Below are 24,957 nucleotides of genomic sequence, written 5' to 3'. Positions count from 1 at the left end.
ACTCAGGGGACGCGGGCGGTCCACCACTCGGTGGCGAACTTCTCCCCCACCAGCTTCTCGGCCGCGCGCAGTTCGTCGTCGGCGAGCGTCCCCTCCGCCAGCCCGTACCGGCCGCGGAAGTGCCCGACCATCCGCTTGATGATCTCCTCGCGGGGCAGGCCGGTCTGGCGGCGCAGCGGGTCCACCCGCTTGGCCGCGCTGGCGACGCCCTTCCCCGACAGCTTCTCCCTGCCGATCCGCAGGATCTCCAGCATCTTCGCGGCGTCGATGTCGTAGGCCATCGTCACGTGGTGCAGCACCGCGCCCGACGCCAGCCGCTTCTGCGCCGCGCCGCCGATCTTCCCCTGGTCGGAGGTGATGTCGTTGAGCGGCTGGTACCAGGCCCTGACACCGAGCTCGCCCAGCGCGCCCAGCACCCAGTCGTCCAGGAACGCGTAGCTCTCGGCGAACGACATCCCGGCGACCAGCGACTCCGGCACGTACAGCGAGTAGGTGATGGTGTTGCCCGGCTCGACGAACATCGCGCCGCCGCCGCTGATCCTGCGGACCACCTCCACCCCGTGGCGCTGCGCGCCCTCGGGGTCCACCTCGTTGCGCAGCGACTGGAAGCTGCCGATGATCACGGCGGGCGAGGCCCACTCCCAGATCCGCAGGGTCGGGGGACGTCGGCCCGCGCCGACCTCCTCGGCGAGCACCTGGTCCAGCGCCATGTGCAGCACCGGTTCCTGCGGGGGTTCGTGCACGAGCCGCCATTCATGGTCACGCCAGTCCGAGGCGCGGGTCACGGCACGCCGCACCGCGATCGCGATCGCCTCGGCGGACACGCCCAGCATCACCGTGTCGCGGGGCAGCTCCCGTTCGATCCGGGCGGCCAGCTCGCGCGCCTCCAACCCGGCGGGCCGGCCGTCCAGCGCCGCGTTGATCGCCTCTAGGGCCTCGTCCGGCTCCAGGAAGAAGTCGCCGCTGATTCGCGGCGCCCGCAGCAGCCCGTCCACCACCTCGACATCGGCGACGACGAGCTTGCCGCCGGGCATCTTGTACTCACCGTGCATCACACTGGTGGAACCGCGCCCACCCCCGCCCGATTCCGTCAATTTCGGGCGCTTCGGCGGGGCCTCAGCGGGTGCGGCCGCGGGGCTTGAGCGGGGTCGCGGGCAGCGGCGGGGCGGGGACGGGCTCGCCCTCGAACCCGTGGACCTCGCCGAACCGGTCGCCGTTCACCCAGTCGGCGCGGGCACGGGCGATCTCCTCCCCGCTCCGCGCGACGAAGTTCCACCACATGATCAGCTTTTCCGCGAACGGCTCACCGCCCAGCAGCACCAGCTCGCCGGTCCCGTCCGCGGCCCGCAACGGCAGGGCGTCCCGGCCCGCCCCGAGGTAGAGCATCGAGCCGGGGTCGACGCGCTCCCCGTCCACCTCGACGATCCCCGACATGGTCAGCGCCGCGTACTCGAAGTCGGGCTCCACGGGAAGCCGGACCTCCGCGTCCTCGCGCAACGTGATGTCGGCACCGGCGATCGGCGTGTAGGCGGTGCCGGGCGACACCGTCCCGTCCAGCTCGCCGAGCATCACGGTCGCCTCGAACCCGGGGCCGGTGACCACCGGCAGATCGGCGTGGTGCTCGAACGCCGGCTCCACGTGCCGGTGCTCGTCCGGCAGCGCCACCCACAGCTGCGCGCCGTGCAGGATCGGGGCGTGCTCGCGCGGCGACTCCTCCGAGTGCGCGATCGCCCGCCCCGCCGTCATCAGCCCGAGCTCCTTGGGCCGCACCAACCGCAGGCTGCCGACGCTGTCGCGGTGCAGCACCTCGCCCGCGTGCAGCCAGCTCACCGTCTGCAACCCGATGTGCGGGTGCGGCGGGACCTGCATCCCGGGCTGGTCGACGATGTCGTCCGGCCCGTAGTGATCGACGAAGCACCACGCGCCGACCATCCGCCTGCCCAGGCTGGGCAGCAGCCTGCGCACCACGGTGCTCTCACCCAACGGCACCCGCCGGGACGCCAGCAGCTCATGCACCGGACCTGCCGCGACATGCTCCCGCCCACCGGTCACCACCGGCGCCGGCCGCAACTGAAGATCGCTCACGCTGGCCCCCTCCGTCCACTGACGACTCTACGTGGCGCTTCCGCTCGCGGTGCAGGAGCGGCCGGGCGCGGGACCGGATCTCGGGCCTAGAAGTCCATGCCGGCGCTCGGGTCGCCGGCCGGGGCCTTGTCCTTCTCCGGCCTTTCGGTGATGACCGCCTCCGTGGTGAGGAACAGCGCGGCGATGGACGCGGCGTTCTGCAGGGCCGACCGGGTCACCTTGGCCGGGTCGGTGATCCCCGCGTCGAACATGTCGACGTAGTCGCCGGTGGCGGCGTTCAGCCCCTGCCCGGGCGGCAGGGTGCGGACGCGTTCCACCACGACGCCGCCTTCGAGACCCGCGTTGACCGCGATCTGCTTCAGCGGCTCCTCCAGGGCGCGCCGGACGATCGCGGCGCCGGTGGCCTCGTCCCCGTCCAGCTCGATCGTGTCGAACGCCCTGGTGGACGCCTGGAGCAGCGCGACCCCGCCACCGGGCACGATGCCCTCCTCGACCGCGGCCTTGGCGTTGCGCACCGCGTCCTCGATGCGGTGCTTGCGCTCCTTGAGCTCGACCTCGGTCGCCGCACCCGCCTTGATCACGGCCACCCCGCCCGCGAGCTTGGCCAGCCGTTCCTGCAGCTTCTCGCGGTCGTAGTCGGAGTCGCTGTTCTCGATCTCCACCCGGATCTGGTCCACGCGGCCCGCGATCTGCGCCGCGTCACCGGCACCGTCGACGATCGTGGTCTCGTCCTTGGTGACCACCACGCGCTTGGCCTGGCCGAGCATGTCCAGGGTGGTGTTCTCCAGCGTCAGCCCCACGTCCTCGCTGATGACCTGGCCGCCGGTGAGGACGGCGATGTCGGCCAGCATCGCCTTGCGGCGATCGCCGAAGCCCGGCGCCTTGACGGCCACCGACTTGAACACGCCGCGCACCTTGTTGAGCAGCAGCGTGGCGAACGCCTCGCCCTCGATGTCCTCGGCGACGACCAGCAGCGGCCTGCCGGTCTGCATGACGGCCTCCAGCACCGGCAGCAGGTCCCTGTTCGCCGACACCTTGGAGCCCACCAGCAGGACGTACGGGTCGTCCAGGACCGCCTCGAGCCGGTCGGGATCGGTCATGAACTGCGGCGCCACATAGCCCTTGTCGAAGCGCATGCCCTCGGTGAGCTCCAGCTCCAGCCCGAAGGTGTTGCTCTCCTCGACGGTGATGACGCCTTCCTTGCCGACCTTGTCCATCGCCTCGGCGATCAGCTCGCCGATCTGCGGGTCGCCGGCCGAGATGGACGCGGTGGAGGCGATCTGCTCCCTGGTCTCCACGTCCCTCGCGATCCTGGAAAGTTCCACGCCGACGCGCTCCACCGCGTGCTCGATGCCCCGCTTCAACGCCATCGGGTTGGCACCCGCGGCCACGTTGCGCAGGCCCTCGCGCACCAGCGCCTGGGCCAGGACGGTGGCGGTGGTGGTGCCGTCACCGGCGACGTCGTCGGTCTTCTTGGCGACCTCCTTGACCAGCTCGCCCCCGACCTTTTCCCAGGGGTCCGCCAGCTCGATCTCCTTGGCGATCGACACCCCGTCATTGGTGATCGTCGGAGCGCCCCACTTCTTCTCCAGCACCACGTTGCGGCCCTTGGGGCCGAGGGTCACCTTCACGGCGTCGGCGAGCTGGTTCATCCCGCGCTCAAGGGCGCGCCGTGCCTCCTCGTCGAACGCGATCATCTTCGCGGCCACTACGCCTCCTCTGATTCTCCGGATGGTCCGGGGACGTGCCGGAGCGGCGCCCGCGACGGACGGCCCGCCATGAGGCCGGGGCCACGCAGCCCCGGCACGTCCCGTGCCGGCATCGGTCGGCACTCTACCCCACAAAATTGCGTGGCACGCACTATATGCGCAACACGCAATCAACGGTAGAGTGTGGCTCGTGAACGACGACGACTCCGTGAACATGCGGACCCGGCACAAGCGAGCCACCCGCGAAGCGATCAGCTCGGCGGCGCTGCGCCTGGCGGTGGAACAGGGACCCGAAGGACTCGCCCTCGTACGCGTCCGCGACATCGCCGACGCCGCCGGGGTGTCACCCCGCACCTACAACAACTACTTCTCCAGCCGGGAGGAGGCGATCTGCGCCGTCGAGTCCGACCGCGCCCGGCGCCTGGGCCGCGCGCTCCTGGCACGTCCCGCGGACGAACCACTCCCCCAGGCCATCGCCGCCGCCGTGACCGGCCACTACGGCGATGCCGAACCCGACAGGGCCGGCCTGCGCATGATCATGTCCACCCCGGCGCTGGAGGGCGAGGCCCTGAAGGCCTTCACCACCGCGGAGGAGCCCCTGGCCGCCGCCATCGCCGAACGCGCCGGCACCGCGAAGGACGACCTGTTCCCCCAGGTCATGGCCGCCGCGATCGCCGGCGCCGTCCGCGTCGCGGCCCGCCACTGGATCAACAGCGACGACACCGTCCCCTTCGCCACCGTCCTCAAAGCGGCTCTGCGTCCCGTCCTCCAGGCCGTACCGCCGTCCGACGGGTGACACCGCGAATGGGCGAGAGGCCCGGCACCGCGCTCATTCAGAGGATGCGGTGGCCGACGGCCCGAAAGCATCCGCGGAACTGGAGGCGCGCGCCACGGTGGGCAAGCTGGCCCTCCTGCACTGAACAGACCACACCCAAGCAACGCACCCGCCCTCCCCGCCCCAGGCGAGCACGGCAGAAGGGGGAACCGGCGCCGACCGGTTCCCCCTTCTGAGCTGCGACTTCAGTTGCTCCCGATCAGATGGAACGATGAGGCGGAAGCACTCGTCCCGGAATACTGACCCGGGATCAGCTGCAGCCGCTGGTGGAGCCGCAGCCCTCGCAGACGTAGCAGCTTCCCGCGGGGCGCATCTTGGTGCCGCAGGTCAGGCAGAGCGGCGCGTCGGCCGTGCGGCCCTGGCGGCTCTCGATGATCTCCATCGACGAGTGCGCCTCCTGCGCCGCGGCCGGGGCGGGCACCTCCCGTGGCGGCGCGGCCGGACGGCTGATCTCGGCGGTCTGCGCCAGGTTCTCCCGTAGCTGGTCGTCGTCGTGCAGGCTGGCCGGGTCCTCGCCGTTGACCTGCATCGCCCGTTCCTTGGCCGACAGGATGCCCAGCTCCGCGCGGGTCTCGTACGGCAGGTGGTCCAGGGCCAGGCGGCGGAAGATGTAGTCCATCACCGAGGTCGCCATCCGGATGTCCGGGTCGTCGGTCATCCCGGCCGGCTCGAACCGCATGTTGGTGAACTTCTCCACCCACGTCTCCAGCGGCACCCCGTACTGGAGGCTGATGGAGATCGCCATGGAGAACGCGTCCATCACACCGGCCAGCGTGGAGCCCTGCTTGCCCAGCTTGAGGAACACCTCGCCCACGCCGTCGTCCGGGTACGAGGAGGCGGTCATGTACCCCTCGGCGCCCGCGACCGAGAAGCGGGTCACCGTGGCCGGGCGCTGCTTGGGCAGCCGCTTGCGGACGGGACGCACCTCGGCCGGAGCCTCCGCGGGCTTGGCCTCCTCCTTCTTCTTGGCCGCCGACAGCGGCTGGCCCACCTTGCAGTTGTCGCGGTAGATCGCCAGCGCCTTCAGCCCCAGCTTCCAGCCCTCGAAGTACACCTTCTCGATGTCCTCGACGGTGGCCTGCTCCGGCATGTTGACGGTCTTGCTGATCGCCCCGGACAGGAACGGCTGGGTCGCCGCCATCATCCGCACGTGCCCCATCGGGCTGATCGCCCGCTCGCCCATCGCGCAGTCGAACACCTCGTAGTGCTCGGGACGCAGGCCGGGGGCGTCGATGACATGCCCGTGCTCGGAGATGTACTCGACGATCGCCTCGATCTGCTCGTCCTGGTACCCCAGCTTCCGCAGGGCCCGCGGCACCGTGTGGTTGACGATCTGCATGGAGCCGCCGCCGACCAGCTTCTTGAACTTGATCAGTGCCAGGTCGGGCTCGATCCCCGTGGTGTCGCAGTCCATCATCAGGCCGATGGTGTTGTGACTCACCATGCCGTTGGCGACGTAGGTGACGTTCTCCGGGACCGACAGATCGTACGTCGGCTGGACGCCACCGTCCTCGTTGGCCTCCACCCGCTCGAACAGGTACCCCAGCGCATGCCCGAGCCGCTCGTCCAGCGTGGCGGCGTAGATCTGCCGGGCGAGCCGGCGGGCCACTCCCCCGTGCTCGCGAACCGACTGCAGGACCGCGTCCCTGGAACCGTGCCCGGTCGGAACCAGCTCCTCCCACACAGAGCGCGGCAGAACAACGTAGTCCTCCCCGGCCGACCGCACGGACTCCAGATCCGCCATCAACCGGGCCTTGCGCTCACCCATGAAACCGACGGTCTCGTCGAAGGCCAGCGCGTGATCGGCGTTCCGGAGGCGGACCTGGAAGACGGGTCCGCCGAAGCCGCCGACCGTCTCGCGCGTCGTGGTCGCCAGCCCGAGGGTCAGGAGCAGGGTGCGGACCTCACCGGCGAACGCCTCCGAAGCCGTCGACACGCTGGGGACGCCGTCCGCCACCGTCCCGTCCGCCTCGAACAGACCGCACAGGAAGGCGGAGTAGCAGTCGGGGTCGTTGGTCTCGAGGATCACCGAGGGCACCCGCGGCGTCCAGCCCTTGCCCGCGTGGTCGGCGCCCGGCAGGTCCTTCGCCAGCCCCGCCGCCTGCCACCAGCGCGCCAGCCGGACGGACTGGAGGACGACCTCGTGGTACCCCTCCTTCCGGGAGACCTTGGGCTCGAGCGCGAAGAGCTCCTTGCCGAGCACCCGCAGGCGCTCGACGACATCGAGATCGGCGTCGGCGACGCGGAAACGGACGCCCTTGGCGTGCAGGCCGCCGTCGCCCATAAAGTAGCCGGCCAGCTCGGCCAGCTCCGGAGTGACCACGTCCGGGACCCGGACGCCGCGGTCGCCCGCGTAGTACGCCTCGTCGAGAACCGGAAGCGCGACCTCCCGCGCCCCGCCCACCAGCGTGCGCATCTGGACGGGGACCAGGTCACCGGATCCGATGTCGGCAAGACGCCTCCACTCCCACTCACCGGTCCGCTCGTTCACGACCTTGACGCGGTGAGTGAGGGTGCCCTGGATGGTGTAGCCGCCCTCCGTGCGGATCAGCCTGGTCGGCTCCTCACCGTTGACGAAGAACTTCGTCGCCCGGCGCGGCCCCTCGTCGGTCGACACCTGGAGGTCGAGGTCCTGCCAGCGGTCGCCGTAGACGTCGCCGATCTCCGCCAGCCTGGTCAGGCCGCGCCCGGTGGTCACCAGAGTGTCCCCGGTCAGGCACCCGGTGGGTGCGATCAGGCTGGCCTGGGCGTTGCGGTAGCCGTTCTTCTCCCCGGTCTCCAGGCAGACCTTCCACTGCTTGGTCGCGGCGGCGTGGATGGCCTTGTCCATGTCGTCGAGGGTGCGGATCCCGTCGTTGGCGGCGGCGTGCTTGCGCATCACCCGCTTGTGCGCCTCGGCGTTGCGCGCGTACCCCTCGTACGGCCCGACGACGCCGGCGAGCTCGGCGGACCGCCGGTACGCGACGCCGGTCATCAGCGAGGTGATGGCCGCGGCCAGGGACCGGCCGCCCTCGGAGTCGTAGGCGTGCCCGGTCGCCATCAGCAGCGCGCCCAGGTTGGCGTACCCGATCCCCAGCTGCCGGTAGTCGCGGGTGGTCTGCGCGATCTTCTCGGTCGGGAAGTCGGCGAAGGTGATCGAGATGTCCATCGCCGTGATGATCAGCTCGGTGAGCTTGACGAACCTCGCGACGTCGAACGTCCCGTCCGTGCCCAGGAACTTCAGCAGGTTGATGCTGGCCAGGTTGCAGGACGAGTTGTCCAGCGACATGTACTCGCTACAGGGGTTGCTCGCCGTGATGCGCCCGGTCTCGGGGTTGGTGTGCCAGTCGTTGATGGTGTCGTCGTACTGGATGCCCGGGTCCGCGCACTCCCAGGCGGCCTGGGCCATCAGCCGGAAGAGATCCCTCGCCTTGACGGTCTCGACGACCTCGCCGGTCAGCCGGGCGCGCAGGGCGAAGTCGCCGCCGGACTCCACGGCGCGCATGAACTCGTCCGACACCCGCACCGAGTTGTTGGCGTTCTGGTACTGGACGCTGGCGATGTCCTTGCCGCCCAGGTCCATGTCGAACCCGGCGTCGCGGAGGGCACGGATCTTGTCCTCCTCGCGCGCCTTGGTCTCGATGAACTCGGCGATGTCGGGGTGGTCCACGTCCAGCACGACCATCTTGGCGGCCCGCCGGGTGGCGCCGCCGGACTTGATCGTCCCGGCGGAGGCGTCCGCGCCGCGCATGAACGACACGGGCCCGCTGGCGGTGCCGCCGGACGACAGCAGCTCCTTGCTGGATCGGATCCGGGAGAGGTTCAGGCCGGCCCCCGAACCGCCCTTGAAGATCACCCCTTCTTCCTTGTACCAGTCCAGGATCGACTCCATCGTGTCGTCCACCGACAGGATGAAGCAGTTGTGGACGCGGATGTTGTCGGTGAGGAACTCGCCGCTCTCGGTCTGAATGTCGTAGACGTCCATCGGGCCGAGGTGCTCGATCCGGGTGATCTCGAGAAGCTCGGTGGCCTTCGCGGGCCGTCCCGGCTTGGCGAAGCCCTCGTCCAGCCGCATGGTCTTGGACGGGTCGACGAAGCCGATCTCATCGCCGAAGGCGCGCCGGTCACCGACCGTCTCGATCCGCAGCGTCCAGCCCGGCTCCTGGGCCTCCACCTGGGAGAAGATGCCGAAGCGGAGCAGCAGCCGCTGCATGCCGCGGATCAGCTCCTCGGAGACCAGGTCCAGCTCGACGACGGTGGACGACTCCCGTTCCGACACCGAGCCCGCGGCCTGGAAGACGCTCCGCAGGTACGCCGCGACCACCGGCAGCGGCGCGGTGTAGAGGCGCCGCGGAACCGCCATGTCGGCGCCGCGGGCGCGCAGTCCCCACGCCTCCACGAAGGCTTCCACGGCCTCTCCGTGCAGCCGGGTGTGGCTGCGGTCCGGCCCGTGCCGGTCGATGTCCGGGAAGACGACGCCCAACTGGCGCGACACCCAGTCCAGCTCGGCCTCGGTCACCGTCGTCGCCTCGATGGCGCCGGTCCCGTCCTCGCCGACGAACCCGCCGACCTGCAACCATCCGGCCAGCGCCGCCTCCGCGATCCCGCGGGCGGTGATCTCCGCCTCGCCGTAGGAGTCGCGGCGGTGCCACTGCAACCGGTCCCCGGTCCTCAGCTCGCCGGCTTCGACGAACGCGCCGTACGTGTCGTCGTCCGCCTTCCACACCAGGTGGTCGGCGGTGACATCGAGCGTGTAGCCGGCCTTGGTGTGCAGGCGCAGCACGTCCCGGACACCGTTGGCCTTGGTGGCGACGATGCGGGTGATGCCGTTCGCGTCGTACACCTTGGCGCCGACCGCGTCGTCCTCGACGAGCCGGCCGATGGGGACGAGACCGGCAGGGGTGCTCACCAGCGAGTCGTAGGTCAGGCACGCCGAGACCTGCTGCGGGCTCTTGGTGCCCACGTTGAACCAGACGGGGGAGTTGAAGGCGAACATCTGGTGGACGAGGGCGTACTTCAGCTCGTGCTCGAAGATCTCGGCATCGGCGTCGGTGGCGAAGTAGCCGTGGGCGCGGCCGGTGTCGACGTACATCTGGACGACCCGGTCGACCAGCTGCTTCAGGCTCCACTCGCGCTGCGGCGTGCCGACGGCGCCGCGGAAGTACTTGGACGTCACGATGTTGACCGCGTTCACCGACCAGAAGTCGGGGAACTCCACGCCGCGCTGCTCGAAGTTCACCGAGCCGTCGCGCCAGTTGGTCATGACGACGTCGCGGCGCTCCCAGCGCAGCTCGTCGTACGGATGCACGCCGGGCGTGGTGAAGATCCGCTCGATCTTCAGCCCCTTGCGGCCCCCCTTGCCGCGCCGGGCCGTCGAGCCGCTCACCGTCTCCGTCATGCCTTCCCCCTCTCGGGCCCCCGCCTGCGGGCCCTGTTCAGGACAACCCCGCCCGGCGGCGGTGTCATCCCGCCGCGGGCCCTTGTCTTCGTCTGCTGTTTCCGCTGCTCGAACGCCTAACGAGGCGAGGCGGGCTCCCCCGGGGAACCACCCTTGCGCAGTGCCTCGATCTCCCGCGCGAAGTCGTCCAGCGACTCGAAACCCCGGTAGACGGAGGCGAACCGCAGATAGGCGACCTCGTCGAGGTCCCCGAGCGGTCCCAGAATGGCCAGGCCGATCTCGTGGGAGGAGATCTCCGCCACTCCCGTCGCCCTGATCGATTCCTCCACCCGCTGCCCCAGCTTGGCGAGCGCATCCTCGTCCACCGGGCGGCCCTGGCAGGCCCTGCGCACCCCGGCGATGATCTTCTCCCGGGAGAACGGCTCGGTGACCCCGCTGCGCTTGGCCACCATCAGCAGCACGTTCTCCTGCGTGGTGAATCGCTTGCCGCATTCCGGGCACGACCGGCGCCGCCGAATGGCGGCACCGTCATCGGTGGAACGGCTGTCGATCACTTTGGTGTCGGGGTTTCGGCAGAACGGGCAGTGCACGTCCCCCTCCTTCCCCGTCGCACTCGGAAACCAAATGACCACAAGAACACAACTTGTGGTTAATGACATCCATGTGACTACTAGATGTTGTGGTCAACCGTACGAGCATCCCGATCGCATCGCAACCCGCATCGCCCGCCCCGTTCATAGACACTGGTCACATCGAGGCTCAGCCGCCCCTCCCGGCGTGTCGGCCCCACCCGCGATCCCGTCCCGCGATCCCGGCCCGCTCAGGGGCACGCCGGCCCAGGTGGAGGCGACTCTCCGGCGGTCTGAGCGGGTAGCTTGATTGACGATCACCTAGTGCGAAGTGACGCCGGGCCCTGGCCCGGCTTGGAAGGATCCGAATCATGAGCAAGCTCGCACTCGTCACCGGCGCCTCGTCCGGGATCGGCAGGGCCTTCGCCCAGCGGCTGGCCGCCGACGGTCACGACCTGGTGATCGTGGGACGACGCAAGGAGCGGCTGGACGAACTCGCCGCGTCGCTCTCCGACGTCGATGTCCGGCCGATGGCCGTGGACCTGGCCACCGACGAAGGTGTGGACGCGGTCGCCGAGGTGTGCGCGACGGAGCCGCTGACCATGCTGGTGAACAACGCCGGTGTCGCTCACTACATGCCGCTCGCGGAACTCCCCGCCGACAAGGCCAGGGAACTCACCCACGTCAAGGTCGTCGCCCCGACGATGCTCACCCGCGCCGCGGTCCCCGGCATGCAGGCCCGGGGCGAGGGCACGATCATCAACGTGTCCGGCATGATCGCCTTCAGCGGCCCGGCGCCGCACTCCCAGATGCCGCGCCGCGCCGTCTACGCCGGGAGTCTGGCCTTCCTGGTCGCGATGTCCCAGACCCTGCATGCGGAACTCGAGGGCACGGGGGTCAGGGTGCAGGCCCTGTGCCCGGGCGTGGTGGCGACCGAGTTCCACGAACGCCAGGGCCTCGACCTCAGCGCGGTGCCCCGCATGTCATCGGAGGATGTCGTCACCGCCTCCCTGAGGGGTCTGGAACTGGGCGAGGTCGTGTGCGCCCCGAGCGTCGAGGACGCCGGCCTCCTGGACGCCGTCTTCCAGGCCGACCTCGCCGCGTTCGGAGCCCAGAGTCCCCAGCTCGCCACCCGCTACCAAGGCTGACCCGTACCGTCAGCGGGCCGGGACGCGCAGCCGCTGCCCCGGGTGGACGATGGAGCCGGACAGGCCGTTCAGGTCGGCTATGCGCTGCACGGTGATCCGGGGATCGCCGCCGGGGTCGTTGCGCTCGGCGACGCCCCAGAGGGTCTCGCCGAAGCCGACCACGTCGGTCGGAACGGCACCGCGGGCCAGCGTGTCGTCCCGCCCACCGGCCCGCGCACCGGGGCCCACGGTCAACCAGAACGTCACCAGCAGGACCCCCACCGCGTCAGCCGCAGCGGCCCCACGAGACCGTCCTCGCCACGTACGTGGATCGTGAACGCGCTCCCGTCATCTCGGCCCTCCCCCGGTCAGCCGGTGATCTCCGATCCGATCGAACGCCTGTACGATGTTCTATCGCATGGGTGTGGCAGAACGCGAGACATTCTTCGAACAATTGTTTGATCATTGCGTCCGGACGCGATAGCGTTCATGACAAGGAGTGACCGATCCACCGCCGGGGAGGCGACGAGCGATGAGCAAGGTCCGGGAGCTGCCGGACGGGCCGATGGACGAGAGCGGCCTCACCCAGCGGCAGCGCATGGTGCTGGAGGTGATCCGCGACTCGGTGCAGCGTCGCGGGTATCCCCCCTCGATGCGAGAGATCGGCGAGGCGGTCGGCCTGACCAGCACCTCCAGCGTGTCGCACCAGTTGCGCGCGCTGCAGCGCAAGGGCTTCCTGCGCCGCGACCCCAACCGCCCCCGCGCGGTGGAGGTACGGGTGCCCGGTGCCACCCCGGTCCGGACCGACGACGACGCCTACGAGTCCGCGGCGACCCCGGACTCCTCGTCTCGCCCCGCGCCCGCCTACGTCCCGCTGGTCGGCCGGATCGCCGCCGGTGGCCCGATCCTGGCCGAGGAGGCCGTCGAGGACGTCTTCACCCTCCCCAAACAGCTCGTCGGCGAGGGCACCCACTTCCTGCTGAAGGTCACCGGTGACTCGATGATCGACGCCGCGATCGCCGACGGCGACTGGGTCGTGGTACGCCAGCAGCCGGTGGCCGAGCAGGGCGACATCGTCGCCGCCATGATCGACGGCGAGGCGACCGTGAAGACCTTCAAGCGCCGCGACGGCCACATCTGGCTGATGCCGCAGAACCCCGCCTACGAGCCCATCCCCGGCGACGAGGCGTCGATCCTGGGTCGCGTAGTGGCGGTCCTCCGCAAGATGTAACCCAGCGGCCTTATACATCGCAGACGCAAGCTGCGCTCCCCACCCAGCAGCTCGTCGCTTGCCACACCTACGCCACATCGCCCCGACTCAGCAACGCCTGAGCTGGGACGACGAGCTGAGGCAGTCGCAAGGGCACAGCGTGGGGCGAGCCGTCAAGGCGAGAAGCGCAACTCGCGCTTGCAATCAACACCTCTCGCACCCACCTCAGCCCCCAACCCCAGCCCCGAACGGACGCCCAAGCGTTGCGATCGCGACCGAAGGCAGGGGCGAGCGCCAGCGAGACCCTGATCGCGGAGCGAGCCCCTGGGCGAGTCGGAGCGATGCAGCGATCGCACGCGGTGCCGGAGAAGGAGGGCGCCCAGCGCCCGACGCCGCAGGCACCGCCAATAAACACAGCGCAACTCGCGCTTGCAATCAACACCTCTCGCACCCACCCCAGCCCCCAACCCCAGCCCCGAACGGCGCCCAACCGCCGCGATCGCGACCGAAGGCAGGTTCCGAGCTTGCGAGGAACCTGATCGCGCAGCGAGCCTCTAGGCGAGTCGAAGCGATGCAGCGATCGCCGCAACCGCAACAAGCGACGAGCCGCCAAGGCGAGGAGCGCAGCTTGCGGTTGCAATTAACACAGCACGATGTTGACGATTTTGGGGGCTCGGACGATGACTTTGCGGATCTTTCGGTCGCTCAGGGCTTCCTGGATTTTGGGGGAGGAGAGGGCCTGGGCTTCCAGGTCGGTGTCGGTGATGTCCGGGGGGACTTCCAGGCGGTCGCGGACCTTGCCGGCGATCTGGACGACGCAGGTGACGGATTCCTGGACGAGCAGGGTGGGGTCGGCGGTCGGCCAGCCGGCGGTGGCGACGGGGGCGGGGTGGCCCAGCAGTTCCCAGCTCTCCTCGGCGGTGTAGGGGGCGAACAGGGACAGGACGATCGCGATCGTTTCGGCGGCTTCGCGGACGGCGGGGTCGGCGGGGCCGGGGCCGGAGTCGATGGCGCGCCGGGTGGCGTTGACCAGTTCCATGATGCGGGAGATGGCCACGTTGAACCGGCGGACCTCGATCAGGCCGGTGGCCTCGTCGATGGTGTGGTGGGTGACGCGGCGCAGCTCGGCGGAGCCGGTGGACGGGTCGGCGCCGACGGGGGCGGTGACCTCGGTGGCGATCCGGTGGACGCGGGACAGGAACTTGGACATGCCCTGCGGGGACACGTCGGCCCAGTCGATGTCGTCCTCGGGCGGGCCGGAGAACAGCAGGGCCAGGCGGACGACGTCCACGCCGTATTCAGAGATCTGCTGGCCCAGGTCGACCAGGTTGCCGGTCGACTTGGACATGGCCTTGCCGTTGAGGATGACCTGGCCCTGGTTCAGCAGCCGGGTGAACGGCTCGGTGAAGTCGACCATGCCCATGTCGTACAGGACCTTGGTGAAGAACCGGCTGTACAGCAGGTGCAGGATGGCGTGCTCGACGCCGCCGGTGTACTGGTCGACGGGCATCCACTTGCGGACCTGCTCGACGTCGAACGGGCCGTCGGTGTAGCCGGGCGAGCAGTACCGGAAGTAGTACCAGGACGAGTCGACGAAGGTGTCCATGGTGTCGGTGTCGCGGCGCGCGGGCCCGCCGCACTTGGGGCAGTCGACGTTGACCCAGGACGTGGCGGTGGCCAGCGGGGAGGTGCCCTTGGGCGCCAGGTCGGCGCCGCGCAGGTCGTCCGGCAGCCGCACGGGCAGTTGGTCGTCGGGGACGGGGACCTCGCCGCACGCCTCGCAGTGGATGATCGGGATGGGGCAGCCCCAGAACCGCTGCCGGGACACCAGCCAGTCGCGCAGCCGGAAGTTGACCGCGGCCTTGCCCAGTCCCTTCTCGGCCAGGATCTCGGTGATGCGGGCGATCGCCTCGGCCTTGGGCAGCCCGTCGATGGGGCCGGAGTTGACGATGGTGCCGTCGCCGGGGGTGGCGATGCCGGTGGTGGCCGGGTCGGCGGCGCCGGTGTCGACGACGACGCGGACGGGCAGGCCGAACTTCAGCGCGAAGTCCAGGTCGCGCTGGTCGTGCGCGGGGACGGCCATGATCGCGCCATGTCCGTAGTCGGCCAGGACGTAGTCGGACGCCCAGACCGGGATGCGCTCGCCGTTCACCGGGTTGATCGCGTACCGGCCCAGGAACACGCCGGTTTTCTCCCGCTCGGTGGACAGCCGTTCGATCTCGCTCTCCCTGGAGACCTCGTCGCGGTACGCCTCGAACGCGGCGCGCTGCTCGGGGGCGCAGATCTCCTCGGCCAGTTCGGCGTCGGCGGCGACCACCATGAACGTGGCGCCGTACAGGGTGTCGGGACGGGTGGTGTAGACGGTGACGGGGGCGTCCCGGCCTTCGATGACGAAGTCGACGTCGGCGCCGGTGGAGCGGCCGATCCAGTTGCGCTGCATCAGCAGGACCCGGTCGGGCCACTTGCCTTCCAGGGCGGCCATGTCGTCCAGCAGCCGGTCGGCGTACTCGGTGATCCTGAAGTACCACTGGGTGAGGACGCGGCGTTCCACCAGGGCGCCGCAGCGCTCGCAGTGGCCGCCGACGACCTGCTCGTTGGCCAGCACGGTCTGGTCGTTGGGGCACCAGTTGACCTGGCCGCCCTTGCGGTAGGCCAGTCCCCGCTCGTAGAAGCGCAGGAACAGCCACTGCGTCCACTTGTAGTACTCGGGGTCGGAGGTGTGCAGCCGCCGGGACCAGTCGAAGGACGGCGCGTACCGCTGGAAGGACGCCGCCTGGGTGTCGATGTTGGTGTAGGTCCATTCGGCGGGGTGGGAGTCGCGCTTGATCGCGGCGTTCTCGGCGGGCAGGCCGAAGGAGTCCCACCCGATGGGGTGCAGGACGTTGTAGCCCTTCTGGAACCAGTACCGGGCGATCACGTCGCCGATGGCGAACGCCTCGGCGTGGCCCATGTGCAGGTCACCGGACGGGTAGGGGAACATGTCCAGGGCATAGCGCCGTTCGCGGCCGTCGGCGTCGTCCTCGGCGGCCTTGTACGGGTCCAGCTCGTCCCATCGGGCCTGCCACTTGTCCTGGATGGCCCGGGGGTCGTAGGAGTCGGACGCCCCCGCGGGGTGGGAACCGCCCTGGCTGGAGCGGCCGGCCGGGTCCGCCGGCGCTTCGCGGAGGGTGTCGTCGCTGGTCACGGTCGCTACTCCATGGTGCTGTCGGTACGAGGCGCGGCCCCGCTGGTGTCGCCCTGACATGAAAGGACCCCTCGCACAACGAGGGGTCGCCGCGCGGACCTGCTCTGGGTCAGCGCGGCGGGCCGAGAAGCAGCCGGGACCGCATATAACAAGACTAGCGCAGCGGCAAGGGACGCCGCTGTGCCAATGAACGGCCGGCTTCCCGCCGCTATTCCTGGGTTGTGACGGGTCAGCGAACCGGTTGTGAGCCCGCACCGGGTCCTGGCCGCGACCCTCATTTCACAGTGGAACCGCACGTCACGGACTCGGAGAGGGGATGGCGCGACGCGTCCGGATCAAGCAGGATGATCTCTACCATTCATACACTCGCCGGTAACAACCGACGTGTGACCGGCCTCGCGCGAGGAGCGCCCATGCTCAACCTTTCCGTCCTGCTCGAGGATGCCGCCCGCAAGTACCCCGACCGCGACGCCGTCGTCTTCGGCGACATGCGGTTGTCGTACGCGACGATCGACGCGATCGCGAACCAGGTCGCCGGCCTGCTGCGATCCCGTGGGATCGGCGAGGGGGACAAGGTGGGGCTGTCCTGCCCGAACGTCCCGTACTTCCCGATGGTCTACTTCGGGATCCTCAAGGCCGGGGCCACGGTCGTCCCGCTGAACGTGCTGCTCAAGCCGCGGGAGATCGCCTACCACCTGGAAGACTCCGACGCCAAGGCGCTGTTCGTCTTCGAGGGGACGGCCGAGCTGCCGCTGGGCGAGATGGGGCATGCCGGGTTCCAGAGCGTGGACGGCTGCGAGCACCTGTTCCTGATGACGGCCGATCCCGGCGCGACCGAGTCGCCGTACGAGGACGCGGAGCTGTTCTGGCCGGCGCTGACCGGGCAGCCGTCGACGTTCGAGCCGGCGCTGACGGGGGCGGACGACACCGCGGTGATCCTTTACACCAGCGGCACCACCGGCCGGCCGAAGGGCGCGGAGCTGACGCACTCGAACATGCTCATCAACGCGTTCGTCTCGGACACGATGTTCGACCGGACCGACCATGACGTGTCGCTGGTGACGTTGCCGATGTTCCACGCGTTCGGGCAGTCCTGCGTGATGAACGTGGCGGTGCGGCGCGGCGCGACCATGGTGTTGCAGCCGCGGTTCGAGCCGGCGGAGGCGCTGCGGTTGATGGCCAGGGAGAAGGTCACGGTGTTCGCCGGCGTCCCGACCATGTACTGGGCGCTGCTGTCGGACCAGGGCACCGTACCGCCCGAGGAGATCGCGGCGAACCTGCACACCTGTGTCTCCGGCGGGGCCTCGCTGCCGCTGGAGGTGCTGAAGGGCTTCGAGGCCAAGTTCGGGGTGAAGGTGCTGGAGGGGTACGGGCTGTCGGAGACCTCGCCGGTCGCCACCTTCAACCAGCCGGACCGTCCCACCAAGCCCGGCTCGGTCGGCACGCCCATCTGGGGCGTGGAGGTGAAGCTGGTGGACGAGCAGTGGAAGACGATCGAGGGCGAGGGGCCCGGCGAGATCGCGATCCGCGGCCACAACATCATGAAGGGCTACTACGGGCGCCCGGAGGCCACCGCGGAGGCGATCAAGGACGGCTGGTTCCGCACGGGTGACATCGCCCGCAGGGACGAGGACGGCTACTACTACATCGTCGACCGCTCCAAGGACATGATCATCCGCGGTGGGTTCAACGTGTACCCGCGGGAGATCGAGGAGGTCCTGATGACCCATCCGGCGGTGTCGCTGGCCGCGGTGGTGGGCGTCCCGGACGAGGCGCACGGCGAGGAGATCAAGGCGTTCGTGATCCGCGAGCCGGGCGCCGAGATCACCGAGGACGAGCTGATCGCCTGGGGCAAGGAGAACTTCGCCGCCTACAAGTACCCGCGCGTCGTGGAGTTTCGGGACGAGCTGCCGATGACCGCCACCGGCAAGATCCTCAAGCGCGAGCTGCGGTAGCGCGAGGCGCCCCTCGCCCGCCGGTCCGGCTCCCGGACCGGCGGGCAGGGCAGGCGGGCAGGGCGGGCGGGTCGGGCGGGTCAGAAGGTGTACGGCAGGCGCTTGATGCCGTTGATGAAGCTGGACTCCAGGCGGTCGGGCTCTCCGGCCGCGCGGATCCCGGGGAGGCGGCGCAGCAGCGTCCGGTACATCACGGTGATCTCGCGGCGGGCCAGGTGGGCGCCGAGGCAGAAGTGCGGGCCGGGGCCGCCGAAGCCGACGTGCGGGTTCGGGGCGCGGGTGATGTCGAAGCGCTCGGGGTCGGTGAACACGGTCTCGTCCCGGTTGGCCGACCAGTAGTAGAGGAGGAGCTTGTCGCCCTCCTTGACCTCGTGGCCGTTGAGCGTGGTGTCGCGGGTCGCGGTGCGCCGCATCCAGATGACCGGGGACACGTACCTGACGATCTCCTCCACCGCCCCGGCGACGCGTCCCTCGAAGTCCTCGGTCAGCAGGGCCCGCTGCTCGGGGTGGCGGGTGAACAGGTCCAGGGCGTGCGCGATGGCGTTGCGCGTGGTCTCGTTCCCGGCCACCACCAGCAGGATGAAGAACGACCCGAGCTCCTGGTCGGTGAGCGCCTCCCCGCCGTGCCGGTCGTCGTCCGCCCCCACCTCGGCGTTGACCAGTGCGGAGGTGAGGTCGCCCGTGGGTTCGGCGCGACGGCGCCGGCCGAGGTCCTCGACCAGTTCCTTGAGGGTGCGGCCCGCGTTGAGCAGCGCGAGGGCGGCCGCCTCGGGGTCCTCGGGGAGGTACTCGGGGTCGTTGCCGGCGAGGATGACGTTGGTGGCGTCCAGGACCGTCGTGTAGTGCTCCTCGCCGATCCCCATCAGATCGCAGATGATCTTCAGTGGGAGCCGCGCGGCCACGTCGCGGACGAAGTCGCCGCTGCCGGCGCCGGACGCGACCCGCTCGACGATGCCCTCGGCGACGCGCTCGACGTCGTCCTCGAACCGCCGGATCATGCGGGGCGAGAACGCCCGGGACACGATGCGGCGGATCTTGGCGTGCCGGGGGTCGTCCATGCTGATCATGGAGCCGAAGTACTCGTTCATCTCGGCCGGCAGGTCGGAGATCTGCGTGGCGCCCTTGCCCGAGCAGAAGTCCTGGGGGCGCCGGGACGCCTCGACCACGTCGGCGTGCCGGGTGAGCGCGTAGTAGCCGGGGCCCTGCGGGACGATCACGACGTCGGGCTCGTCGAAGCGCACCAGTCTCGGTTCCCAGCGCAGGGTCTTGAACGCCTCGTGCCGGTAGTCGAGCGGCCGCCGCCAGAACTCCGTATCCGTCAGGTTGATGTCCTCGACCTTCAGCATCCCGTCTTCCCGTCTGCCGCCCGGTGCCAGAACCGTCCAGAATCAGCTAGAACGCGATTCTGTTTTACACGTACCTTGTCAGAGTCAAGCGGCGGAGGGCGACCTCTGGACGAGTGACACAGGTCACTCCCGACTTATCCTGCCGTATCACCCGGAGGCGATCCAGGCGAGGATGCGGGCGTTCACCTCGGCGGGACGGTCGAGGTGCAGGAAGTGCCCCACGTCCGGGACGATCTCGGCACGCGAGCCCGCCGGAAGCCGTGCCAGGACACCCGAGACGTCCCCGCCCGGGGCGACCGCGTCCACTCCCAGGCACCCGTCGTCGGCTCCGTGCAGATAGAGGATCGGGCGCTCCCCCACCAGGCCCTCGGCCTGCTGGTCCGCGGCGTAACGCGGCACGTGCCGGGACGGGTCGAGCATGGCGCGGTAGTAGCCGATCGCGGCTTCCCTGTTCTCCGGGGCGGCCAGGCAGTCCATGACGTGGCCGACGTTGACCGCGCGGCCGTCCTCGTCGCGCGCCTGGGCCGGTGACCAGTCGCGCCACAGCCCGTCCACGAACGCGCGGTCCAGCGCGGCCTCGGCCAGCGGCGTCTGGAACAGGAAGATGTAGAACGACCGCTTGAGCTGCTGGTAGCCGAAGAACGACCCGGCCAGCGCGCCCAGCGGCGGCAGCGCCAGCGTGACCACCTTGCTCCACGACTCCGGTGAGCGCCCGGCGGCGCCGTAGGTGGCGGCGGCGCCCCAGTCATGGCCGATGAGCACGGCGTCCGGGCCGCCGCCGAGCGCGGCGTGCAGGGCGTTCACGTCGGCGGCCAGGGCGGCGGTCTGGTACGCGCCGTCCTCGGGGATCGCCGTGGGCGCGTACCCCCGCATGAAGGGCGCGACGGCGCGGTAACCGGCGTCCGCGAGTTCGGGCAGCAGGTGCCGCCAGGTGTACGCGGAGTCGGGGAAACCGTGCAGGCAGAGCGCGAGCGGCCCGCCCTCCGGACCCGCGGCCAGGTAGCCGAACTCCAGGTCGTTCGCCTTGACCGCGCCCCGTTCGATCCCCCGGCCGGCTCCGGATCCCGCGTCACCCATGAGCGCCCTCCTCGCGATTCGAGGCGCCATTATCCCCCGCTTCGCCCGGACCCGGCCTACCCCACCAGATCACCTAACCCTTCGGATACCGCTGTGAAGCCCCATGATTGCGTCGGATTCCGTGCTGACCTAGCATCGATTCAACTGGATCACTCATACGGCCTCGAGGAAGAGTGATGACGGAACAGCGGAGCCACCAGACCGCCGCCCGCGACCACCTGTGGCTGCATTTCGCGCGCCACTCGGCGTACGAGAACGGCGGTGAGGTCCCGCTGATCGTCCGTGGCGAAGGCCCCTACATCTACGACGACCGCGGCCGCCGCTACCTCGACGGCCTCTCCGGGCTGTTCGTCGTCCAGGCCGGGCACGGGCGCGAGGAGCTGGCGCAGGCCGCCGCGAAACAGGCCGCCGAGCTGGCGTTCTTCCCGCTCTGGTCGTACGCCCACCCGCAGGCCGCCGAGCTGGCCGAACGGATCGCGGCGCTGGCACCGGGCGACCTCAACCGGGTCTTCTTCACCACCGGCGGCGGCGAGGCCGTCGAGAGCGCCTGGAAACTCGCCAAGCAGTACTTCAAGCTCACCGGGCGCCCGGCCAAGCACAAGGTGATCAGCCGCGCGGTCGCGTACCACGGCACCCCGCACGGCGCGCTGTCGCTCACCGGCCTGCCGGACCTGAAGGCCCCGTACGAGCCGCTGGTGCCCAGCGCGTTCCGCGTCCCCAACACCAACCTCTACCGGGCCCCCGACCGGGCGCTGCGGGACGACCCCGAGGCGTTCGGGCGGTGGGCCGCCGACCGGATCGAGGAGGCCATCGAGTTCGAGGGCCCGGAGACAGTCGCCGCCGTCTTCCTCGAACCCGTGCAGAACGCCGGCGGCTGCTTCCCGCCCCCGCCCGGGTACTTCCAGCGCGTCCGCGAGATCTGCGACCGCCACGAGGTGCTGCTGGTCTCCGACGAGGTGATCTGCGCGTGGGGACGGCTCGGCGCGATGTTCGGGGCGCAGCGGTACGGCTACCGGCCCGACATCATCACCTTCGCCAAGGGCCTGACCTCCGGGTACTCGCCGCTCGGCGGAATGCTGGTGGACGACGCCCTGTTCGAGCCGTTCCGCAACGGGACGACCATGTTCGCCCACGGCTACACGTTCGGCGGGCACCCCGTGTCCGCCGCCGTCGCCCTGGCCAACCTCGACCTGTTCGAGCGCGAGGACCTGCCCGGCCACGTCCTGCGCAACCAGGACGCGTTCCGCGCCACCCTGGACCGCCTGCGCGACCTCCCGATCGTCGGGGACGTGCGCGGCGACGGCTACTTCTACGGCATCGAACTGGTCAAGGACCGCGACACCCGGGAGACCTTCGACGACGAGGAGTCCGAACGGCTGCTGCGCGGCTTCCTGGACCGGGCCCTGTACGAGGCGGGGCTCTACTGCCGCGCCGACGACCGCGGCGACCCCGTCGTCCAGCTCGCGCCCCCGCTGATCTGCGACCAGAGCCACTTCGACGAGATCGAGCAGATCCTGCGCGGCGTCCTCACCGAGGCGTGGTCGCGCATGTGACGTCCACCGGCGGTGTCACGCCGAAGGCCCCGTACCAGGGCGGCGGTACGGGGCCTTCCGCTGGTCTCCCAAAAGCGCGGGGTCAGGAGCCCCAGTCCGGGCGCAGCGGCATGTGGGCGTCGCCGCTGTCGTCCAGCTTGACGCCGAGCGTCTGGTGGAGCTGGATCCAGTTCTGCTCGAAGCCGATCTGGCAGCCGGCCATGTAGACCTTCCACACCCGGGCCGTGCCCTCGCCCACCTCGGCGACCGCCTCGTCCCAGTGCTCGTCCAGGTTGCGGCACCAGCCCGCCAGCGTACGGGCGTAGTGCTCGCGCAGATTCTCCTGGTGGCGGATCTCGAAGCCGGCGTCGTTCATCCGCGACTGGATGTAGCCCGGCCCCTCCAGCTCGCCGTCGGGGAACACGTACCGGTTGATGAACCCGCCCTGCTTGATCGGCGGCGCGATGTTGTCGGGACGGGTGATGGTGTGATTGAGCAGCCGCCCGCCCGGCTTGAGCTTCCCGTACAGGAACGAAAAGTACGCGGGCAGGTTCTTCTTGCCGATGTGCTCGGTGAGGCCGATCGAGCTGACCCGGTCGAACCCGGTCTCGGTGACGTCCCGGTAGTCCAGGTGCCGCACCTCGGCGAGCTCCGACAGGCCGCGGTCGGCGATGGCCTTCTGCGCCCACTCCGCCTGCTGCTTGGACAGGGTGACGCCCAGCGCCTTCACCCCATACTCCTTGGCGGCGTGCATGACCATGCCGCCCCAGCCGCAGCCCACGTCCAGCAGCCGCATGCCCGGCTTGAGACCGAGCTTCTTGGCCACCAGGTCGTGCTTGAAGTACTGCGCCTCTTCGAGGGTCGAGTCTTCCTTGGGAAAGCACGCGCACGTGTACGCCATGGACGGCCCCAGCACCCACTCGTAGAAGGTGTTGGACACGTCGTAGTGATGCGAGATCGCCTTGGCGTCGCGCCGCTTGGAGTGCCGCAGCCACGACGGCACGCGACTGAACGGCGCCTCCTGTGGGGGCGGGTCGAGACGCCTGCTCACGGCGGCGCGCAGCAACGGGTCCTTCAGGACCTCCCGGAGCACCTTGAGCTTGTCGCTCACCGTCACGTCACCGAGGGCCTGCGTCATGGTGGACAGCGCCGTGTACATGTCGCCGCTGACGTCCAGGTAGCCGCTGACGTACGCGCGGGCCAGTCCCAGCGAACCAGGCGAGTGCACCAGGTAGGACACCGCGTACGGCGACCGCACCTCGAACCGGATCGCGGCCCCCTGCCGCCCCGCGCGAGAGCCGTCGTACGCGACGAACTCCACTGGCGTATCAGGCCCGACAAGCTCCTCGAAGACCCTGGCCAGCGTCATGATGATCCCTCCTGTCTTTCCACCCCGTCCGCAGGGGTGCCGGCGTCACCGCCCGGCCGAGCCTGGGGGCTCCCCCGATGCCCGGACGTGTCCTACCCGCTAGCGCCCGCGCACGCACTTGTCATAGAGGTCCAGAAGCCGCTTCCCGGGGTCGTACGCCTTTTTGAGCCGCTGGTAGGTCTCCCCGTCGTAGTGACGCCAGAACTCGTCACGGCTGTAGAAGGACGTCGAGTACAAGGACTTGTGCGCGTCCAGGGCGGCGACCTTACGCTCGATGAGCCTGTTGTGGTACTCGGGTATCTGCCCCGGGGGGAGCCGGACCGTCCCCCAGAAGCCGACGTTCACGTACGTGCGCCCTGGTTCGAGCGGGTAGAGGGGCCAGCGGTCGCGCGCGCGCAGCGGGCACAGCCAGATCGGGCTCATCCCCACCTTCTCGTGGAAGAACTCCAGGAAGTCGGGCAGCCGCTCCACGGGCACCTCGATGTCCTGGATGACGTCCTCGCGGGGACGCTGGCCGCGCCACCGGTCCACCCGCGCCATGATGTGGAAACGGCGGTCGTAGGCGACGAGCTTGCGGTAGACGTCCGAACGCTTGGCCTTGTCCGGCCACAGCCTGCGCACGACCGGGTTCTGGACGCCGAACGCACCCGAACACCAGAACCAGTCGGTGTCCCAGCGCCAGATGTAGTCGCGGACCGTCAGGAAGTCGACCGAGCGCTCCTGGATCGACCGGTAGTAGATCCGCTGGCCCGTGTAGTCGGACGTGTAAGGGGCGGTGTCGGTGAACGTGCCGAGGGTGAGGTACTGCTCGTTCGCGGAGAAGACGGTGCCGTCCATGAAGTCGACGTGCTCGCCGTCGTACGCCTCGTCCTCGGTGATCTTCGCGATGACCCGGGACAGCTCCGCCGCGTCCCCGAACCTCAGGTGGCGCAGCCGCACGTAGGGCTTGACCGGGATCAGCTCGATCTTCAGCCGGAGGCTGTAGCCGAGCGTCCCGTAGGAGTTGGGGAAGCCGAAGAAGAGGTCCCGGTGCTCGTTGTCGGGGGTCGCCGTGACGATCCGCCCGTCCCCGGTGAGCACCTCCATCTCCAGGACCGCCTCGTGCGGCAGCCCGAGACGGAACGAGGTCGACTCGATCCCGAGGCCGGTCACCGCCCCGCCCAGGGTGATCGTCTTGAGTTGCGGCACCACCGTGGGCATCAGCCCGTGCGGCAGCGTGGCGTCGACCAGGTCCTCGTAGGTCGTCATGCCCTGCACCTCGGCGGTACGGGACCCCGGGTCGACGCTCAGCACCCGGTCGAATCCGGACACGTCCAGCCCCGGCGCGTCCGACGGGTCCCGCCACCGGAAGAGGTTGGAGGTGCGCTTGGCCAGCCGCACCGGCGCCCCCTCGGGGATCGCCTCGTACGACCTCCGCAGCGCCTCCACGGCCCGCTGATGATCGCCCTTGACCAGTAGCTCCGTCATCCACCCCTCCAGTGCCGTGACCAGTAAAGCGACCGACCACATGTATCTTCCACATGATTGCGGCGAGAGGGTCGTCACAGGACACAGAGGGAATAAACCCCAGCGACCCGACCCG

At 69.8% G+C, this 24,957-nt stretch carries 16 protein-coding genes; 5 read left to right on the top strand and 11 right to left on the bottom strand.

Annotated elements, in window-relative coordinates:
- Window positions 1-2: 2 nt before the first annotated feature.
- The 3 genes from lplAB to groL all read right to left on the bottom strand — a co-directional run bounded on the left by lplAB (window position 3) and on the right by groL (window position 3,794).
- Window positions 3-1,052 carry a lipoate-protein ligase LplAB gene (gene lplAB, locus QSK21_RS16120; RefSeq protein ID WP_285696651.1) on the bottom strand — a complete coding sequence of 350 codons (1,050 nt, stop codon included), beginning with the start codon at window positions 1,050-1,052 and terminating at the stop codon, window positions 3-5.
- A gap of 64 nt (window positions 1,053-1,116) precedes the next feature.
- On the bottom strand, window positions 1,117-2,085 hold the full coding sequence (locus tag QSK21_RS16115; protein WP_285696649.1) for a pirin family protein: 969 nt from the start codon (window positions 2,083-2,085) through the stop codon (window positions 1,117-1,119).
- Window positions 2,086-2,171: 86 nt separating this feature from the next.
- A complete protein-coding gene (gene groL / locus QSK21_RS16110) occupies window positions 2,172-3,794 on the bottom strand; it encodes a chaperonin GroEL (protein ID WP_285696648.1) in 1,623 nt (540 codons plus the stop codon).
- Window positions 3,795-3,984: 190 nt separating this feature from the next.
- On the opposite strand from groL, the gene QSK21_RS16105 reads away from it, so the two are divergent.
- Entirely contained in the window at window positions 3,985-4,590 is a 606-nt protein-coding gene (locus QSK21_RS16105; RefSeq protein WP_285696647.1) for a TetR/AcrR family transcriptional regulator, read from the top strand.
- Window positions 4,591-4,879: 289 nt separating this feature from the next.
- Here QSK21_RS16105 and QSK21_RS16100 read toward each other — a convergent pair whose 3' ends face one another.
- Together QSK21_RS16100 and nrdR are read right to left on the bottom strand one after the other, a co-directional pair.
- Window positions 4,880-10,006, bottom strand: a complete 5,127-nt coding sequence (locus tag QSK21_RS16100; RefSeq protein WP_285696645.1) for an adenosylcobalamin-dependent ribonucleoside-diphosphate reductase — start codon at window positions 10,004-10,006, stop codon at window positions 4,880-4,882.
- 116 nt (window positions 10,007-10,122) lie between these two features.
- Window positions 10,123-10,596 carry a transcriptional regulator NrdR gene (gene nrdR / locus QSK21_RS16095; RefSeq protein ID WP_285696644.1) on the bottom strand — a complete coding sequence of 158 codons (474 nt, stop codon included), beginning with the start codon at window positions 10,594-10,596 and terminating at the stop codon, window positions 10,123-10,125.
- A gap of 350 nt (window positions 10,597-10,946) precedes the next feature.
- Between nrdR and QSK21_RS16090 the strand changes: the two genes are divergently transcribed.
- Window positions 10,947-11,723 (top strand): SDR family NAD(P)-dependent oxidoreductase, encoded by a 777-nt coding sequence (locus QSK21_RS16090; protein WP_285696643.1) that lies wholly within the window; start codon window positions 10,947-10,949, stop codon window positions 11,721-11,723.
- Between the two features lie 9 nt (window positions 11,724-11,732).
- Here the strand turns inward: QSK21_RS16090 and QSK21_RS16085 are convergent, their stop codons facing one another.
- Window positions 11,733-11,969: a LysM peptidoglycan-binding domain-containing protein gene (locus QSK21_RS16085; RefSeq protein ID WP_285696642.1), complete on the bottom strand. Its 237-nt coding sequence runs from the start codon at window positions 11,967-11,969 to the stop codon at window positions 11,733-11,735.
- A 265-nt stretch (window positions 11,970-12,234) separates the two neighbouring features.
- Here QSK21_RS16085 and lexA point away from each other — a divergent pair, with 265 nt between their 5' ends.
- Complete coding sequence (gene lexA, locus QSK21_RS16080) at window positions 12,235-12,933, top strand: transcriptional repressor LexA (protein ID WP_285696641.1); 699 nt, start codon at window positions 12,235-12,237, stop codon at window positions 12,931-12,933.
- Between the two features lie 619 nt (window positions 12,934-13,552).
- Here lexA and leuS read toward each other — a convergent pair.
- Entirely contained in the window at window positions 13,553-16,096 is a 2,544-nt protein-coding gene (leuS, locus tag QSK21_RS16075; RefSeq protein ID WP_285696639.1) for a leucine--tRNA ligase, read from the bottom strand.
- A 413-nt stretch (window positions 16,097-16,509) separates the two neighbouring features.
- On the opposite strand from leuS, the gene QSK21_RS16070 reads away from it, so the two are divergent.
- Window positions 16,510-18,051, top strand: a complete 1,542-nt coding sequence (locus tag QSK21_RS16070; RefSeq protein WP_285696638.1) for a long-chain-fatty-acid--CoA ligase — start codon at window positions 16,510-16,512, stop codon at window positions 18,049-18,051.
- An 80-nt stretch (window positions 18,052-18,131) separates the two neighbouring features.
- Here QSK21_RS16070 and QSK21_RS16065 read toward each other — a convergent pair whose 3' ends face one another.
- Both QSK21_RS16065 and QSK21_RS16060 read right to left on the bottom strand, forming a co-directional pair.
- Window positions 18,132-19,397 carry a cytochrome P450 gene (locus QSK21_RS16065; protein ID WP_285696637.1) on the bottom strand — a complete coding sequence of 422 codons (1,266 nt, stop codon included), beginning with the start codon at window positions 19,395-19,397 and terminating at the stop codon, window positions 18,132-18,134.
- A gap of 147 nt (window positions 19,398-19,544) precedes the next feature.
- Window positions 19,545-20,474 carry an alpha/beta fold hydrolase gene (locus tag QSK21_RS16060; protein ID WP_285696636.1) on the bottom strand — a complete coding sequence of 310 codons (930 nt, stop codon included), beginning with the start codon at window positions 20,472-20,474 and terminating at the stop codon, window positions 19,545-19,547.
- 176 nt (window positions 20,475-20,650) lie between these two features.
- Here QSK21_RS16060 and QSK21_RS16055 point away from each other — a divergent pair, with 176 nt between their 5' ends.
- On the top strand, window positions 20,651-22,027 hold the full coding sequence (locus tag QSK21_RS16055) for an aspartate aminotransferase family protein (RefSeq protein WP_285696634.1): 1,377 nt from the start codon (window positions 20,651-20,653) through the stop codon (window positions 22,025-22,027).
- 82 nt (window positions 22,028-22,109) lie between these two features.
- On the opposite strand, the gene QSK21_RS16050 is transcribed toward QSK21_RS16055, so the two are convergent.
- Together QSK21_RS16050 and QSK21_RS16045 are read right to left on the bottom strand one after the other, a co-directional pair.
- Window positions 22,110-23,375, bottom strand: coding sequence for a class I SAM-dependent methyltransferase (locus tag QSK21_RS16050; protein WP_285696633.1), 1,266 nt, complete (start codon window positions 23,373-23,375; stop codon window positions 22,110-22,112).
- A gap of 99 nt (window positions 23,376-23,474) precedes the next feature.
- Window positions 23,475-24,842 carry an FAD-binding oxidoreductase gene (locus QSK21_RS16045; RefSeq protein WP_285696631.1) on the bottom strand — a complete coding sequence of 456 codons (1,368 nt, stop codon included), beginning with the start codon at window positions 24,840-24,842 and terminating at the stop codon, window positions 23,475-23,477.
- Between the last annotated feature and the right edge of the window lie 115 nt (window positions 24,843-24,957).

It is taken from the genome of Actinomadura sp. NBRC 104412 (assembly GCF_030269515.1).
In the GTDB taxonomy this organism is placed as follows: domain Bacteria; phylum Actinomycetota; class Actinomycetes; order Streptosporangiales; family Streptosporangiaceae; genus Spirillospora.
Note: the sequence above shows the minus strand (reverse complement) of the source record. Positions and strands in the feature narration are given on the sequence as shown.

Bases quoted from the DNA above. Each gene is read 5' to 3' on its own strand.
- lplAB (WP_285696651.1), bottom strand. From the start codon at position 1,052: ATGCACGGTGAGTACAAGATGCCCGGCGGCAAGCTCGTCGTCGCCGAT.
- QSK21_RS16100 (WP_285696645.1), bottom strand. From the start codon at position 10,006: ATGACGGAGACGGTGAGCGGCTCGACGGCCCGGCGCGGCAAGGGGGGC.
- QSK21_RS16090 (WP_285696643.1), top strand. From the start codon at position 10,947: ATGAGCAAGCTCGCACTCGTCACCGGCGCCTCGTCCGGGATCGGCAGG.
- lexA (WP_285696641.1), top strand. From the start codon at position 12,235: ATGAGCAAGGTCCGGGAGCTGCCGGACGGGCCGATGGACGAGAGCGGC.
- QSK21_RS16070 (WP_285696638.1), top strand. From the start codon at position 16,510: ATGCTCAACCTTTCCGTCCTGCTCGAGGATGCCGCCCGCAAGTACCCC.
- QSK21_RS16065 (WP_285696637.1), bottom strand. From the start codon at position 19,397: ATGCTGAAGGTCGAGGACATCAACCTGACGGATACGGAGTTCTGGCGG.
- QSK21_RS16060 (WP_285696636.1), bottom strand. From the start codon at position 20,474: ATGGGTGACGCGGGATCCGGAGCCGGCCGGGGGATCGAACGGGGCGCG.
- QSK21_RS16055 (WP_285696634.1), top strand. From the start codon at position 20,651: ATGACGGAACAGCGGAGCCACCAGACCGCCGCCCGCGACCACCTGTGG.
- QSK21_RS16050 (WP_285696633.1), bottom strand. From the start codon at position 23,375: ATGACGCTGGCCAGGGTCTTCGAGGAGCTTGTCGGGCCTGATACGCCA.
- QSK21_RS16045 (WP_285696631.1), bottom strand. From the start codon at position 24,842: ATGACGGAGCTACTGGTCAAGGGCGATCATCAGCGGGCCGTGGAGGCG.